Source organism: Bradyrhizobium sp. Rc3b (genome assembly GCF_900114915.1).
Taxonomy (GTDB): domain Bacteria; phylum Pseudomonadota; class Alphaproteobacteria; order Rhizobiales; family Xanthobacteraceae; genus Bradyrhizobium.
This window is the reverse complement of the sequence record NZ_FOUS01000007.1, coordinates 1-15,179: the sequence shown is the minus strand read 5'-3', so window position 1 is coordinate 15,179 and position 15,179 is coordinate 1. Positions and strand designations below refer to the sequence as shown.

Below are 15,179 nucleotides of genomic sequence, written 5' to 3'. Positions count from 1 at the left end.
GGGAGTCTCCGCGGGGGCGGTGACAGCTGAATTTGCGGAGACTCCCCCTCACCCGAATTGTTTCGCAATTCGATCTCTCCCCGCAAGCGGGGCGAGATGAAGAAAAACAAGAACGACATCGCTGGGGAGAAGACAATGACGAAGGCCGTCTGGGCTGCGCTGTTTGCTATTCTCGCTGTGACCGGCGCCGCGCGCGCCGATGACTATCCCTCCCGTCCCATCACCATCATCGTGCCCTTCTCGGCCGGCGGCCCGTCGGATGCGATGGCGCGTGTGCTCGCCGAGCGGATGCGAACTGCGCTCGGCCAGCCCCTCGTGGTCGAGAACGTCACCGGCGCGGGCGGCTCGATCGGCGTCGGCCGTGCCGTGCAATCGCCGCCGGACGGCTACACCATCTCCTTCGGCCATCTCGGCACCCACGTCGCCAATGGCGCCGTCTACAAGCTCAAATACGACCTCGTGGCCGACCTCGAGCCGGTGGTGCTGCTGCCGAGCAATCCGATGATCGTCGTCAGCAAGAACGCGGTGCCCGCGACCTCGCTGAAAGAGCTGATCGAATGGCTGAAGTCGCGGCCGTCGGCGCCGACAGCGGGCACCGCCGGCGCGGGCTCCGGCAGCCATATCGCCGGCGTCTATTTCGAGAGCGTCTCCGGCATCAAGCTGCAATACGTGCCGTATCGCGGCACCGCGCCCGCGTTGAACGATCTCATCGCTGGTCAGATCGACGTCATCGTCGACCAGACGTCCAACTCGATCGCGCAGGTCCGCGCCGGCACCATCCGCGCCTACGCCATCACCGACAGCAAGCGCCTGTCCTCGGCGCCCGAGATCCCAACCGCGGAGGAGGCGGGTCTGAAGGGCTTCAACATGACGCTGTGGTCGGGCATGTGGGTGCCGAAGGGAACGCCCAAGGAAATCGTTGCCAAACTCAATGCTGCGGCGGTGGAGGCGCTGAACGATCCCGCCGTGAAGAAGCAGCTCGAAAGCCAGGGGCTGGAGATGACGCCCAAGGATCAGCTCACGCCCGAAGCGCTCGGCACCCGCCAGAAGGCCGAGATCGCCAAATGGTGGCCGATGATCAAGGCGGCGAACATCAAGGTGGATTGAGCACGTCGCATGGCCGCAGGTCTGTCCTGGCCGTGGAATTCCGGCGCCGCCGCATCACATCGTGGCGTCACCGGGGTCCGACAGTGCGGTCTCCAGGCACTGCATCAGGGCCGGCGTCGAAAATGGCTTGGCGAGAAAGCAGATCGCGCCGGCCCTGAGTGCGCGGTCGCGTACGGACTCGTCCGGAAAAGCCGTCATGAAGATGAAAGGCGTGACGTGCCCGAGACCGCGCATATGCGTCAACAGCTCGACGCCGCTCATGACCGACATCTGCACGTCCGTGATCACGCAGCAGGTCGTCTCAAGTTCGGCGGATTGGAGAAATTCGTGAGCCGAGCCAAAGGTGTGGACCGTATACCCGCGCGACGTCAGGAGGTTGTTCGTCGCAAGACGAACGGAGGGATCATCATCAATGACGGAAATGATCGAAGACGCTGACAATATGATCGCTCCTGCACGGGGAGCCGCCGGCCGCGATTCAGCCGCTCGAGGCAAGGTGGGCCACCGGAGCGAGATTGGAAAGCATACTTAGGTTTGCAGATGACCCCTGTTGCGCGGGATTCCGAGCGCGTCGGTCATTCTGACGAGGTCCGCCAACGACTTCGCTGCCATTTTCCGCATGATCTGGCCGCGATAGATCTTCACGGTGATTTCAGCCAATCCCAGCTCGGCGGCGACTTGCTTGTTCATCAGGCCGGATGCAACCAGGGCGAGCACGTCGCGTTCGCGCGCCGTCAGCCCCTCGTAACGGGATCGCACGCCCGAGATCGACTGCTCGGCATCGCGCCGCTTGCGATCGCGTTCGATCGCAGCCTGCACCGCATCCAGCATGTCCTGGTCGCGCACCGGCTTGGTCAGAAAATCGACGGCACCGCTCTTCATGGCTCTTACGGTCATGGGAATATCGCCGTGACCGGTGATGAAGATAATGGGGGTGTGAATATTGGCTTTGGCAAGGTCCGCCTGGAGGTCGAGGCCACTCAAGCCTGGCAGGCGGATGTCGAGCACGAGGCAACTGGGGACCGCAGGCGGTTTGGCTTCCATGATCTCCGCCGCCGAACTGAAGGCTTCGACCTTGAGACCGACCGATTGAAAGAGATTGGTGAGCGCACGGCGCATCGACGGATCATCATCGACGATCAGGACGATCGGATCAGCGGCGCTCGCCTGGGCCTGCTTGGCATGATCAGTCACGACGTGTCCTTGTGTGGCAAGGGCAGGGCGATCTGGAATGTTGCACCACTCCCTTCATTTTGAATGGCCGAAAGCCGGCCCGCATGAGCCTCGATGATCGATCGGCAGATCGAGAGTCCCATTCCGAGACCGCCCGATTTCGTCGTGAAGAAGGGGTTGAAGATGCGTTCCTTGACGTCTTTGCCAAGGCCGACACCGCGGTCCGTCACGGTGAGGAGCAGGCGGTCGTCGTCCGTCCGGCTCGAGCGGATCGCCAGCTCGCGCGGGCGGTCGACATTGGCATGCATGGCTTCGATGCCGTTCACCACCAGGTTGATCAGGACCTGCTGCAGCTGGATCCGGTCGCCGCAAATCCTGGGCAGGTCGGACGCCAACTCCATTCGCACCGACACCGCATGGATCGCGAGCTCGCGCCGAACCAGCGCCACGGCCTCCCTGACGACCTGGTTGATGTCGAGTGGAACCATTTCGATCTCGGTCTTCTTCGCAAGCGCTCTGATCCGGCGGATCACCTCGCTTGCCCGGTTGGCGTCCTCGACAATCCATTCTGCGGAACGGCGCGCGGCCTTCAGGTTGGCGGGGTCGCGGTCAAGCCAAGCGATGCAAGCGTCCGCGTTGGAGATCACCGCGGCAATGGGCTGGGTGATTTCGTGGGCAATCGAGGTGGTCAGTTCGCCGAGCGTCGTGACGCGGGTGACGTGGGCGAGCTCGCCTTGCGCCTTGCGCAGCGCCTCTTCCGCCTGCTCGACGCGGATTGCCGCCGTGACGTCGCTGCTGACGCCGCGATAGCCGAGAAAATTGCCTGCCGCATCATGGAACGGCTTGCCGCTGGTCCGAACGTAGATTGGAGATCCGTTGCCATCCCTGCTGCGGTAGATCAGATCGCGGAACGCAACGTGGGCATCGAGCGCCGCGCGATGCTGCTCCCATTTCTCCGGCTCGAACTCGGCGTCGGGCGGAATGTCCCAGCGGGTCAGGCCGATCAGGCCCTTCGGCGCCGCGCTGGAGGTTTCGGCATGCTCCGATATCCTGGTGATGCGGTGGTCCGGACCGGTCTCCCAGAACCAGTCGGATGCGGTTTCGGCATAGTCGCGGAACCGCTGTTCGGATGTCTTGAGCTCGTCGAACGCCTTATGCAGCGCATCTTTCGCCGCGAACTGCTCGGTGACGTCCACGTGCGTGCCGATGATTTCCATCACCTCGCCGTCGCGGCCGATCACAGGATGTCCCTCGCTGTGGACGCGTCTGATCGAGCCGTCGGGGCGCACAATCCGGAAGTCGATCTGGAAGGGCTGCTTTTGCCTGACAGCTTCACGTTCCACCTCGACAATCCGCCGAAAGTCCTCCGGCAGGATACGTTGCTGAAAAGCCCGGGCCGGGACATCGGTCTGGTCCGGCTCAAACCCGAACAGTCGGTACAGTTCAGTCGAGCGGTAGGCGAACTCCTGACGATGAACGTCCCAGGCCCAGCTGCTCGTATGGCTGAGGCGTTGGGCTTCGGCCAAATAGGCTTCGCTGCGACGCAGCCTCTGTTCCGCTTCCTTCGCAATCGTGACATCGGTCACCGCTCCGACGAACTCGATGCGCCCGGATGGGTGCCGCACGGCGCGCGCCACGGAATGGAGATATTTGATCGATCCGTCGGGCATCAGCAGGCGGTATTCGTGGTCGAAATCCTCCGCCAGCCGGTAGGCCCGATCAAGGGTGCTGCGGACTGTGTCGCGATCTTCCGGATGGATGCGCTGAAAGGCGAAGTTCAGGGTCGGCTTCGTCGCAGGGTCGCATTGGAAGATGCGGAAAGTCTCCCTCGACCAGACCGCCTCGCCGGTGGCGAGGTTCAAGCCGAAGCTGCCGGTGTGGCTCAATTCCTGGGCCTGGGCGAGGTAGGCCTCGCTCTGTCGCAGCGCATCCTCGGTCTCCTTGCGCTGGGTGATGTTCTCGCACGCGACCAGCAGGATCGGCGTGCCGTCGCCGCGCAGCATCGCCTTGGCGTTCTCGCGGACCCAGAGCACCGACCCGTCCTTCCGGAACTTGCGAATCTCCCAGGTATGCGACTGGTCCACGGTCGTGAGGCACAAAGCGACGCATTGACGAACGAAGTCGTGGTCTTCCTCGAAGAAGACGTTCAGCACGGATTGGCCGATCAGCTCGGCCGTCGTGTAGCCCAGTTGTGCGGCGCCAAACGTATTCACGTTGAGCACCGTTCCGGCCGGATCGACCATGAAGTACATGACCGGGTTGTGCTCGAACACCTCGCGCCATTGCTTCATGGCGTCACGCAGATCGGCGTTCTGCCGCGAGGCCTCAGCGACCGCGGACCGGTCCTTCTCGCCGTTGCCGAATGATCGAAGCGCCGCAAGGCCGCCGAGCAGGAATTGTGCGGCCGAAGTCCCGATTTTCGTGATCTGGCCAGGCATCATCGCAAGCGTCCCGGCGCGCCAGCGTCAAGGCGAGTAGAGCACTTTGCCCGAACAGGGGCAATTGGCTCCGACCAAAGTCGGATTGCCGGCAAAACTCCCGGTTGCCGTGCAGCTTGCGGGCGTTGCTCCGTCTCGTTGCGCGGGCGGGCAGAGGTCCGCAAAACTACGGCCCAAACCTACGTATAGCTCGCACAACCCTAGTTCTAGCGCGCATTTACCTCCGTACAATTGAGCGATGCGTTGCAGCCGGCCTAGTTTGGCAGCCAATCGAGAGGAGACGATTGCGGAGCACAAATTGCTGAAAGGCTCCGGGGGTGTTGCCCCCAAAAGAGCCAGGCTCTGCGTCCGCCCCCTGACTTGCCGATGAATTGGCAGTCACGATTGAGAAGCCGCATTTTCCGTGACGACCGTGGCGACCCGTGCTTGCGCACAAGGAAGCCGGGACCCCTAAGAGGTCAAGAGGAGAGGATGATGTGCGATAGCCCCGACTACTCCGAGCGCCGTCCCGAGTCCAAAGGCTGTGCTGTCTGCGCGGCGAAGTTTGGCCTGATCCGATACTATTCCTGGCGGACGCCGGTCTGCTCGAGGAAATGCCTCGACCGGTTCAGGGCGCGCCGTGAGCGCGACCGTCGCTGGTTGTTCCGATATCAGGCGGCCTGAGGACCAGCCGCCGCGTCTGCCACCTCAGGCAATTTCTTCGTCGGGAGGCTGCGTTGAACCGTACCTGCAAGCTCCTGTTGGCGATCGCGCTGCCACTTTCGCTGGTGACGGGCGTGGAGGCCGACGAAGCCGGACCGGATGGTTCACATCGTCACCATCCGCCTCAGGATCAACTGCTGCACGAGAAGTTCTATTCGAGCTGGCACATGCCGGATAATCCGGTTCTGAGCTGCTGCAACAACGCCGATTGCTACCCGACCGAGATTCGCTACGTCGACGGCAGGATCTACGCGCGGCGCCGGGAAGACGGCAAATACATCCTGATCCCGTCGCAGAAGGTCGAGCGCAACAGAGACAATCCCGACGGCCGCAACCATATCTGCGCGCCACCGCCGTCCGCCTCTCTGGTCGACCTGGTCTACTGTTTCGCGTTGGGAGGTGCCACGTGAGATTCATATTGGTGAACGGCAGAACCCCGTTCCGCAAGACGTCGTGCCTTTGGTGCTGCGAGGAGATCGATGGTGGTTATCTGCGCGACGCCAGGACGCTGCTGCGCTACTGCGGCTACGACTGCTACGCACTTCATCACGAGTCCGCGCCGTTGATCGAGGGACGTACGCGCGCGGCATCTTGAGTAGTCGGGCTGGCAGGACGCATTCGGCAGGAGAGGACACGGCATTGAGATTCATGCTCGTCAATCAGGAACATCCCTGCCACGGCGGCGTCTGCCGCGCATGCGCCCGGCCGCTGGGTACGAGTTACGTCCGTCATGTGTCCAAGCAAGAGCGGTATTGCGACTACGGTTGCTACCGTCAGCAGACGGCCATGGACATGCTGTGGCCCGGCAGCTCGCTCGAGACGATCGCGGCGCTGGCGGCGATCTCGAGCTGGAGCTGGATGATTCAGATCGGCGCGCTGTCGCGCGCATTGGCCGAGGCATATCTGCGCGAGTACGACCTTCTGACGACGGAAGGAGGTGACGGCTAGCTCGATGACGGCCGCGCAGAAAAGTCGGCCGCAGTCCCGCGTCCAGCCCGCGCCGCGTCCAGCCCCGGCGGCGGCGAGGCTAGGGTGAGGGGGCTGCGGCCGATCCCGTTGGTGCCGCGCTCACTTCCTGCGTCGTGACGCGCTGGTCGGACTTGCCGGCGACCATGCTGCTGCCCTCGAACCGTGCGCGGTACACCAGCACGTTCTCCATCACGCGCTGGACGTAGTTGCGCGTCTCCGACAGCGGGATGCGCTCGACCCAGTCGACCGGATCGACGTTGGGATCCCTGGGGTCGCCGCGGGCCTGCACCCATTCGCGCACGCGGCCGCGGCCGGCATTGTAGCCGGCAAACGTCATGATCTGGTTGCCGCGATATTCCGACAGGAGCGCGCTGAGCTCGGCCGCGCCCATTTGCGTGTTGTAGACGGGATCGGAGACCATCTTGTCCCAGTCGTAGGTCAGGCCAAAGCGCTTGGCGGTGTCGCGGCCGGCTTCAGGTGTCACCTGCATCAGCCCGACCGCATTGGCCGGCGACTTGTCGCGCTGGTCGAACGAGCTTTCGGTGCGCGCCACCGAATAGATCACGCTGGTCTCGATCGCGGGCGCGACCTGCTGGTGCTCGGGGATGCCGATGGTCGGAAAAGCGTAATGGTCGAGCGCGAGCCCGCGCGCCAGCGCCGACTTGCCGACCTCCAGCATCACGCGCGCATCGCGGCGCTGTCCGGCGAGTTCGCCGAGGCCCTCGAGGGCCGCGACGTCGGTGCTCTCCTTCGCGAAATCCTCGGCGTAATAGAACACCGTGTCGCGCTCGCCGATGCCGTAGAGCATGTCGGCGGCGCGCACGCGCTCGTCTGCGGGCGGAGTGTCGAGCGCGGCCAGCACGGGCGAGGGCGGTCGCAGCTCGATGCGATCGAGGCCGAGCTTGGCGCGCGCAAGCTGGCCGTAATAGGCGGTCGGATAGCGCGCGGCCGCCCGGTAGCTCATGCGAGCATCGGCCACAGCACCCATCGCCTCGGCGGCACGGCCGCGCCAGTAATGGGCACGCGACAGCGCGATCGGATTGGCCGAGCCCGCATCGATGGCGGCGAAGTGCACCATGGCCGCCTGGGGATCATTCAGGAAGCGCAGAGCGATCCAGCCGCACATGAAATGATAGTCGACGCGGTAGACTTCCTTCTCGGGCACCGCGGCGGTGCGCACCACGTCATACGCCGTTTTGAACTTGCCCTGGTCGAGCAGCTTGCGCGCGAGCATGCGACGCTCGCGCCACCAGGCGTCGGTGTCCTGCGCGGCCATGGTGTCGGGCGCGGCGGCCAGGATTACCTCGGCGGCGTCGTCGATGCGGTCCTTCTGGAGGTGCCATTGGGCGCGGCACAGCACATAGCCGAGATCGCGGCGCGCTTCAGTCGGTACGTCCTCGAGATAATCCTTGGCCTTGCTGGCCTTGCCGGTCACGGCGGCGCAGGCCTTGACGATCGCGAGCTCATCCTCGCCGAGTCGTTTCGCGGCGCGCCGCGCAGCCGCATAGTCCTTGGCGCCGAGCCGCTTGTCCATGCGCGCGCGATGATCCTCGGAGCTGAGCAGATCGCGGAACGCCTCGTAGGAATCCTCCTCGCTCCGCTCGGACAATTCGTCGGTGCGCCAGGCCTCGCGCACGAGCCGCGCGGCCCTGTCGGCGTCGCCTTCAGCGAGCAGCACGCGGGCGAGGGCGAACTTGCCCTTGGCGCTGGTCGGGCGGTCCATGGTGAATTTGTGCACGGTGGCCGCGTCCGCCTTCTCCTGCCACAGCCGCGCCTCGGCTCGGCGGCGAAGCAGGGCGCTGCTCGGCCAACCCGGATTGGCGGCGAGGAAGGCGGCATAACGCTTGAAATTGGCGGTGCTCTCGGAATGGCGCAGCATGAACCAGTCGGCGAGCTTCTGTCCGGCGGGATCAGCGATGCGGTCGCGCGCCGCGCTCGCATCATCCGTCTTGCCCTTGCGCGCGAGGTCGATCGCATCCTTCAGCGCGGCGAGGTCCCCGGTGAGCGGCGGGGCGGCCGGCTTCTCGGACGGCTCGCCGCCGGTCTTCTTCGACTTGCGCTTGGCCTCGGCATGCTTGCCATGGCGCGATTTCACCGCGGCATGACGCTGCTTGCCGGCTTTCGCCTCATGCGACTTCTTCGGCGCGGACGATTTGTGGCTGCTCTTGGCCGCCAGCTCGGTCGGAAGGAGGGCCATTGCGGCCACGGCAACGAGACACGCGAGCGAGCGTAGGCACTGGTTCATCCCATGGTCCCCCTGCGAAACCACTACAAACCAAGGTCCGCGACGACATGCGGCTTGAGAATCAACGACATCGAGAACGATGCCACGGCATCGTTTCGCATTCCTCACGCTGTCGCAACAATGCGGCGAAATACGGATGTGACCAGGGAACTTCGGCTGGGGAGCAAAGGTCAGCTTCTTTAACCTTTGTTAACGATAGGCCTGCGCGATGGCCGCGCCTGGTTCAGGGCGTCAGGAGGAACCAGATTGCGCGTGTTCCCGCAGCCCGATCCGGTGTATGGAGTTCCCTTGCTCCTTCCCTTTTGGCCTTTGTCCTTGCAGCTATGCCGATTTTCAACCAGTCGATCAGGCGCAAGATCGTCGGTATCGCCCTCGGATTGATCGTCCTGATGCTGGTCACCTCGATCCTGTCGATGGTGATGTCGAGCCAGGTCGGCGTCCTGCTCGACGAGCTGACCAACCGCTACATCCCCGCCTACAGCCATCTGGCCCGCGCCAACATCCGCTCGCTGGAGCGGGGGCTGGCGCTACGGCGGATGGTCATGACCAAAATGGAGTCACCGTCGGACGAAGAGGCCTATGCGGCGCGCCTTCGCGAGTTCGAGACATCCGATCGCAAGATCGAGGAGGAGGCCGAGGCCGCGCGTTCGCTTGTCAACGCGATCATCGACGACCCCAGGACGTATTCCGACAATGCCGCGCTGGGACGGATCGATATTCGCATCGAGACCGCCGTCACCGAGCTGCGGCGCGATCTGAACGAGGACCATGCAAAGCTGCTCAAGCAGGTCGACGCCAGGCAGATGGCCGAGGCCCGCGGCACGCTGGAACACATCGACGTGCTACGCGATCAGTTCAACCGCAAGGTCGATGCGATCCGCGCCGACATGCTGACGCAGGTGTTCTTCTCGACGTCGCAGGTGATCAGCCGCCAGCATCAGGCGATCGTCGTTTCGGGTGTCGTGACCCTGCTCGCGGCGATCGTCGGCTTTGCCTTTGCGCTCCTGGTGTCCAGCGGCATCACGCGCCCGGTGCGGCTGCTGCTCGCCGGCACCCGCGAGGTCGAGGCCGGCCGCTTCGACAAGACCATCACCGTCTCCACGCAGGACGAGATCGGCGAGCTCGCCGCGGCCTTCAACCGCATGACCGAGCAGCTCAGGCACAACGAGCGCATCCGCGAGACCTTTGGCCGCTACATCGATCCCAAGGTGGTGCAGGGGCTGATCGACCGGCCCGAGGTTGCGATCGACGGCGAGCGCCGGGTCATGACCATCATGTTCTGCGACATGAGCGGCTTCACCTCGATGAGCGAGGGCATGACCCCGCGTGGCCTCGTCAGGGTGATGAACCACTATTTCACGGTGATGTCCGGACCGATCAGGAGCAATCGCGGCATCATCGACAAATATATCGGCGACGCCATCATGTCCTATTGGGGCCCGCCCTTCATCGAGGAGGACGAGCAGGCGCTCCTGGCCGGCATCGCCGCAACCGAGATGGTCGACCAGGTGCCCGCGCTGCAGAAGCAGCTGCCCGACCTGCTCGGCATCCGCGCCATGCCGGCGCCGTGTGACCTGCGGATCGGCATCGCCACCGGCGAGGTCCTGACCGGCAGCATCGGCTCCGAGCTGATGATGAGCTTCACCGTGATGGGCGACGCCGTGAACCTGGCCTCGCGGCTGGAGGCCGTCAACAAGGTCTACGGCACCCGCATCCTGATCTCGCTGGCCACGGCTGATGCGATCGGAGCGCGGCTCGAATTGCGCGAGATCGATCGTCTGGCGGTCGCCGGCCAGAGCGCGCCGCAGCCGATCTTCGAGGTGATGGCGCAGGCGGGCGCGCTCACCGCCGCGCAGGACAGCCTGCGCACGCATTATGCCGAAGCGCTCGCCGCCTATCGGGCCCGCCGCTTCGACGAGGCGCGCGCCGCCTTCAACGCCGCGCTCGAAGCCGTCCCCGGCGACGGCCCCTCGCGCACGATGCTCGGCCGCATCGCGCAATTCGAGGCCAAGCCGCCGGAAGAGGGGTGGGACGGCGCCTGGCGGCTGGAGCAGAAATAGCCGTTTTTGTTGGGCCGGCCCGCCCTGTCCGGAAAAAACGTTTCTACTCGATAACGATGTTCGCCGTGACCTATTTCCCGGGCTTAGGTTGGATGTCCTTGAGGCGTTTGACGGGGACACGCCGATGACGGAACTTCAGGACAGGCTGGAACGGTTCGAGACGCTCACCGCCGAATGCGAGCTGATCGCCAAGCTCGCCACCGACAGCACCAAGCGCGAGTTCTATCTGAAACTCTCGGAACAGTACCGTCAGCTGGCGGTGGACATGCGGCAGGCGATCGCGACCAAGGCTGCGGCGTGACGCCGGCTGCAATCCGTTCTTAAGGTTTGGCGCGCATCCTTGACGTCGCGAGCGATCGCTCGTGATGGAAAGGCCGGGGTTCGCTGCATTGCAGCGCACCCCGCGAGTGTCATTTGCCATGCTTGACAGGGCAATCACATGCGCCTCGTTGCCGTGATCATAGTCGCGCTCATGACGGCGGCCTGCGACCAGGAGCAGGATATCACCGGCTCGACGCCGACCTGCCCGATGCGGAACTACAGCTACAATCCCCGCGACATGAACCAGTGCGTCAGTGCGTGCAAATCGTGCGATCGCGGCACCACGGTCACCTGCACCACCTCCTGCACCCTCAAGGGCGCGCGCTGAGGCTACCGCTTTCTCCGGCGCACCCAGCGGCGGTGCTGGGGCACCGGAACGATTCACTTGGGTTAATCATTGAAGCAGGTGGGCAGGACGCGGAGTCCGATGGAAATGGGTATGCTCGATCCCGGTCGATTTCTGGTGTCGTGCTCGCATTGTGATGCCTGGCCGATGGCGGCCAATGTGAAGCGGTCGAGCTGGTCGGCGTCCCCGCACGAGGTCCGCTTTGTCTGCACGCGCTGTCGTCGCGAGGAGACCGCGATCGTCTCGGCCTCCGGCGAATTGACCCCGATCAAGCGCGTCGATGTTCCGCCGCGCGACGTCGCTGTCGCCTGGGCCCAGGCGCAACGTGTGCGAGGGCGGACCTGAGCGCCCGGCACCCATCGGTCGATTGACTCCCGGGGCCAACGGCTCGTAAATGATCGGCGACGGTTCTCCTCAGGGAGATCAAAAGGGAATGTGGTGCGGGATTGTCCCAACGCAGGGATCTGTCTCAACGCCACGGCTGCCCCCGCAACTGTAAGCGGTGAATCTTTCGTCTCATGCCACTGGGAAACTCGGTCCTGGGAAGGCGACGCGAGGTCACGACCCGCGAGCCAGGAGACCTGCCGTCAGCCGTGGTCACACGCGAAGATGTCGGTCGGGGAGTACAGACATTAGCTTCACCGGAGCAATCCATCGCTCTGCCGTGAAACCTCGTTCGCTGTGACGTGCCACTGACGTCATACCGAGGTTACAATTGTGTCCCGTCTCGTCTCTGCCGCCAGGCGCCTTGCCGTCGGCCTGCTCGTATCCGTTTCCTTCCATTCGCTCGATCTGTCCTCCGCCTTCGCCCAGCACGCGCTTGCCGAGCAATTGCCGCCGATCGAAGTGACGCAGCCCGACGATCACAACCGCACGCGGGCGAGGGCGATCGGTGACGGCGAGGCGACGCGGCAGCGGGCGAGGACGAATGTCGCGCCGGCAGGCAATGGAGCCGGCTCATCTGGCTCCGGCGGTAAGGCTGCCGTCGGCAACGGCGCCATCGTCGGGGCCGCCACGACCGTCATCACGGCCGCGGATATCGCGCATTCGCCATCGCAGACGCTTGCCGAGATCATCGCGACGCAGACGCCGGGGGCCCAGATCACGACGCTCTATGGCGGCCAGATCGGCGCCAAGACCAGCGTGGACCTGCGTGGCTTCGGCGCCTTTGCCACCGCCAACACGCTGGTGCTGGTCAACGGACGACGGTTGAACGACGTCGACATGGCGCAGGTGGACCTCTCCACCATCCCGCTCAATTCGATCGAACGCATCGAGGTCACGCGGGGAAATTCCGGCGCGGTGCTCTACGGCGACAACGCGGTCGGCGGTGTGATCAACATCGTTACAAGAAATGGCGTTGGCGGACCGCCCGTGACCGCGCGCATCGAGGCCGGTTTCGGCTCGTTCAACACCAGGCTCGGCAATGTCTCGACCTCGCTCAATTCCGGCCCGTGGTCGACCTCGTTCTACGGCAATACGGTCAGGACCGATGGCTACCGCGACAACAATCGCTATTCGCAGCAGAACGGCGTCGGCAATCTCAATTACACGACGCCGAGCCTGAGTGCTTTTCTCACCGTCACCGGCGACAATCAGGAGCTGCGGCTGCCGGGCGGCCGCACCGTCGATCCCTCCATCGGCCTCGACGAGCTCAGGGCCAACCGGCGAGGGACCAGCACGCCGTTCAACTACGCCAACCAGGAGGGTTTTGGCGCGACTGCGGGCTTCACCAAGACCCTGGTCAACGGCGTCGATCTCATCGTCGACGGCGGCGTGCGCGACAAGAAGCAGCAGAGTGCGTTCTTTTCCACCCCGACGCCGGTTCCGGCGTTCTTCACGTCGACCTATGTCGGTTCCCATCTGACGAATTGGTCGATCACGCCGCGGCTCAGCGTGAAGAGCCTGCTGCTCGGCATGCCGTCGCAGCTCCTGACCGGCATCGACTATTACGATGCGAGCTTTGAGCAGAATCGCGGCGCCGGGCAGGGGCTCTCCCCATGGCACAATTACGACCTCAGGCAGCAGTCGGTTGCGGGCTATTTCCAGCACACATTGGGAATCGCGCCCACGACCGACATCTCCTACGGCGCGCGGGTGCAGAACGTCAGACTTGCGGCACGCGACAATTTCGACCCGGCAGCTCCCTTCAACGCCGACATCGGCGCGCTGCCGCTGACGAGCAACGAGACCCAATATGCGCTGCATCTCGGCGCCGAGCATCGCCTCAACGACCAGGTCTCGCTGTTCGGCCGCGTTGCGCGCGCTTTCCGCACGCCTGATGTCGACGAGCGCCTGTCCTCGGGGCCTTCCTTCGATCCCTTGACCTTCGCTGCGATCCCGCAAACGTTCGAGCTCAAGACCCAGACCTCTTGGGATATCGAGGGCGGTTTTCGCATCAAGGGAGGCGGATTGCAGCTGCAGAGTAGTCTCTATCTGATGGATCTCACCAACGAGGTCCATTTCAATCCGGTCCTGTTCTACAACACCAATCTCGATCCGACCCGCCGCTACGGCTCGGAGACCAGCCTGTCCTATCGCGTCAACGATGCCCTGCTGCTGCGCTCCGGCGTGGCCTACACCCGCGCGGTCTTCCGCGAAGGCATCTGGGCCGGCAACGACGTGCCGCTGGTGTCGCGCTACACGGCGAGTGCGGGCGTCACCTGGAACATCTGGCAGAATTACGTGGTGCTCGATGCCACCGCGCGCTTCTGGAGCGAGCGACGCATGGACAACGACCAGGCGGGCACCCAGAAGCCGATTCCCGCCAACGGCACGATCGATCTCAAGCTCAGCGGCCAGGTTGAGCGCTACTTCTGGTCCGTCAGCATCAACAATGTGCTGAACGCGCTCTACTACGACTACGCCATCGCGAGCACCTTCACGGACGGCCGCTTCAGCGCCTATCCGCTGCCCGGCCGCACCTATCTGCTCAAGGCCGGCGCAACGTTCTGATTTTCGTCACGCGCCCCTAAATGGACTAGAATTCGAAAGAAGGAGATTCAACCATGGCTCTCAGCATCCTGCCGTCTGGTGGCGATCGCTTCCGGCTTCACCCGGTCGCGCCGCGCCTCGCGCCGATGTTCTGCTTTGCGCTGCTGACGGCGTCATGCGTGCTCGCAAGTTTTGCGTTCGCCTGCGCCACGCCGTTCGCGGCCTTCGCCGTCATTGCCGCGGCGATGCTGCCGCAGCGTCGGGCGCTGCTCGTCGTCACCGGCGCCTGGCTCGTCAACCAGACCATCGGTTTCGGCGTGCTGCATTATCCCGTTGACGCCAACACGATTGCCTGGGGCTTCCTGATCGGCGCGGCTGCGCTTCTGGCGACCGCGGCCTCGTCGACGGTGCTCGGCCTGCTGCCGCAGCGCCGCACGCCACTGATGCTGGCGATCACGCTCGTCGCCGCCTACGGGATCTACGAGCTCGCACTGCTCGCCGCGACGCCGTTCCTCGGCGGCGAGGGCGCCTTCACCGCCGCGATCGTGACGCGCATTGGACTGACCAGCGCCGTCTGGCTCGCCGGCCTCGTCGCCATCTGTGAGATCGTGCGCCTGGTCGATCCGGCCGGACGCAAGCGAGCGATGTCGGCCTGAGCGGCCGATCGTGGCCGTAGCCCGGATGGAGCAAAGCGCAATCCGGGGCCGCTCGCCCCGGCATCTAGCACCGTCCCGGATTACGCTGGCGCTCCATCCGGGCTACGGCGCCGAGAGCCTGTGTCGCCCTCTGTCAATCCACGTCGCTAAAAATATTCCACTTTACCGAAATTCGGTTTCGGCGTATGTGTCGTCCATCCCGGCTCACCCAAGAGGGGCGACTATGTG

The 15,179-nt window shown here is 64.3% G+C and carries 14 protein-coding genes and 1 riboswitch; of the genes, 10 read left to right on the top strand and 4 right to left on the bottom strand.

Annotated features, from left to right (window positions below; translation table 11 throughout):
- Window positions 1-135 precede the first annotated feature (135 nt).
- Window positions 136-1,107 (top strand): tripartite tricarboxylate transporter substrate binding protein BugD, encoded by a 972-nt coding sequence (locus tag BM190_RS17075; RefSeq protein WP_092257729.1) that lies wholly within the window; start codon window positions 136-138, stop codon window positions 1,105-1,107.
- Between the two features lie 54 nt (window positions 1,108-1,161).
- Here BM190_RS17075 and BM190_RS17070 read toward each other — a convergent pair whose 3' ends face one another.
- The 3 genes from BM190_RS17070 to BM190_RS17060 all read right to left on the bottom strand — a co-directional run bounded on the left by BM190_RS17070 (window position 1,162) and on the right by BM190_RS17060 (window position 4,721).
- Window positions 1,162-1,548, bottom strand: a complete 387-nt coding sequence (locus tag BM190_RS17070; RefSeq protein WP_092256944.1) for a response regulator transcription factor — start codon at window positions 1,546-1,548, stop codon at window positions 1,162-1,164.
- 87 nt (window positions 1,549-1,635) lie between these two features.
- On the bottom strand, window positions 1,636-2,301 hold the full coding sequence (locus BM190_RS17065; RefSeq protein WP_092256941.1) for a response regulator transcription factor: 666 nt from the start codon (window positions 2,299-2,301) through the stop codon (window positions 1,636-1,638).
- On the bottom strand, window positions 2,298-4,721 hold the full coding sequence (locus BM190_RS17060; RefSeq protein ID WP_092256938.1) for a PAS domain S-box protein: 2,424 nt from the start codon (window positions 4,719-4,721) through the stop codon (window positions 2,298-2,300). The genes BM190_RS17065 and BM190_RS17060 overlap by 4 nt, the downstream gene beginning before the upstream one ends.
- Window positions 4,722-5,434: 713 nt before the next feature.
- Here BM190_RS17060 and BM190_RS17050 point away from each other — a divergent pair.
- From BM190_RS17050 to BM190_RS40450, 3 genes are read left to right on the top strand one after another with little or no spacing between them, the layout of a single operon-like run.
- Window positions 5,435-5,830 (top strand): hypothetical protein, encoded by a 396-nt coding sequence (locus BM190_RS17050; RefSeq protein WP_092256935.1) that lies wholly within the window; start codon window positions 5,435-5,437, stop codon window positions 5,828-5,830.
- Entirely contained in the window at window positions 5,827-6,015 is a 189-nt protein-coding gene (locus BM190_RS40455) for a hypothetical protein (protein ID WP_177237119.1), read from the top strand. Before BM190_RS17050 ends, BM190_RS40455 begins: the two co-directional genes overlap by 4 nt.
- Window positions 6,016-6,068: 53 nt before the next feature.
- Window positions 6,069-6,368, top strand: coding sequence for a hypothetical protein (locus tag BM190_RS40450; protein WP_244550661.1), 300 nt, complete (start codon window positions 6,069-6,071; stop codon window positions 6,366-6,368).
- A 79-nt stretch (window positions 6,369-6,447) separates the two neighbouring features.
- Here the strand turns inward: BM190_RS40450 and BM190_RS17040 are convergent, their stop codons facing one another.
- Complete coding sequence (locus tag BM190_RS17040; protein WP_092256930.1) at window positions 6,448-8,634, bottom strand: transglycosylase SLT domain-containing protein; 2,187 nt, start codon at window positions 8,632-8,634, stop codon at window positions 6,448-6,450.
- A gap of 323 nt (window positions 8,635-8,957) precedes the next feature.
- Between BM190_RS17040 and BM190_RS17035 the strand changes: the two genes are divergently transcribed.
- The 6 genes from BM190_RS17035 to BM190_RS17010 all read left to right on the top strand — a co-directional run bounded on the left by BM190_RS17035 (window position 8,958) and on the right by BM190_RS17010 (window position 14,951).
- Window positions 8,958-10,694 (top strand): adenylate/guanylate cyclase domain-containing protein, encoded by a 1,737-nt coding sequence (locus BM190_RS17035; protein WP_177237121.1) that lies wholly within the window; start codon window positions 8,958-8,960, stop codon window positions 10,692-10,694.
- 124 nt (window positions 10,695-10,818) lie between these two features.
- Entirely contained in the window at window positions 10,819-10,995 is a 177-nt protein-coding gene (locus BM190_RS40445; protein WP_018320305.1) for a hypothetical protein, read from the top strand.
- A gap of 138 nt (window positions 10,996-11,133) precedes the next feature.
- A complete protein-coding gene (locus BM190_RS17025) occupies window positions 11,134-11,343 on the top strand; it encodes a hypothetical protein (protein ID WP_018320306.1) in 210 nt (69 codons plus the stop codon).
- A 99-nt stretch (window positions 11,344-11,442) separates the two neighbouring features.
- Window positions 11,443-11,706: a hypothetical protein gene (locus BM190_RS17020; protein WP_244550660.1), complete on the top strand. Its 264-nt coding sequence runs from the start codon at window positions 11,443-11,445 to the stop codon at window positions 11,704-11,706.
- Window positions 11,707-11,749: 43 nt separating this feature from the next.
- A riboswitch (cobalamin riboswitch) is annotated at window positions 11,750-11,964 on the top strand.
- A gap of 114 nt (window positions 11,965-12,078) precedes the next feature.
- The gene (locus BM190_RS17015; RefSeq protein ID WP_092256927.1) at window positions 12,079-14,316 is read left to right on the top strand and encodes a TonB-dependent receptor domain-containing protein; all 2,238 of its coding nucleotides are present in this window, start codon (window positions 12,079-12,081) and stop codon (window positions 14,314-14,316) included.
- A gap of 53 nt (window positions 14,317-14,369) precedes the next feature.
- Complete coding sequence (locus BM190_RS17010) at window positions 14,370-14,951, top strand: hypothetical protein (RefSeq protein WP_092256924.1); 582 nt, start codon at window positions 14,370-14,372, stop codon at window positions 14,949-14,951.
- The last annotated feature ends 228 nt before the right edge of the window (window positions 14,952-15,179 follow it).

Coding starts and splice junctions, on each gene's coding strand:
- BM190_RS17040 (WP_092256930.1), bottom strand. CDS start 8,634: ATGAACCAGTGCCTACGCTCGCTCGCGTGTCTCGTTGCCGTGGCCGCA.
- BM190_RS17010 (WP_092256924.1), top strand. CDS start 14,370: ATGGCTCTCAGCATCCTGCCGTCTGGTGGCGATCGCTTCCGGCTTCAC.
- BM190_RS40445 (WP_018320305.1), top strand. CDS start 10,819: ATGACGGAACTTCAGGACAGGCTGGAACGGTTCGAGACGCTCACCGCC.
- BM190_RS40450 (WP_244550661.1), top strand. CDS start 6,069: ATGCTCGTCAATCAGGAACATCCCTGCCACGGCGGCGTCTGCCGCGCA.
- BM190_RS17060 (WP_092256938.1), bottom strand. CDS start 4,721: ATGATGCCTGGCCAGATCACGAAAATCGGGACTTCGGCCGCACAATTC.
- BM190_RS17020 (WP_244550660.1), top strand. CDS start 11,443: ATGGAAATGGGTATGCTCGATCCCGGTCGATTTCTGGTGTCGTGCTCG.
- BM190_RS17075 (WP_092257729.1), top strand. CDS start 136: ATGACGAAGGCCGTCTGGGCTGCGCTGTTTGCTATTCTCGCTGTGACC.
- BM190_RS17025 (WP_018320306.1), top strand. CDS start 11,134: ATGCGCCTCGTTGCCGTGATCATAGTCGCGCTCATGACGGCGGCCTGC.
- BM190_RS17035 (WP_177237121.1), top strand. CDS start 8,958: ATGCCGATTTTCAACCAGTCGATCAGGCGCAAGATCGTCGGTATCGCC.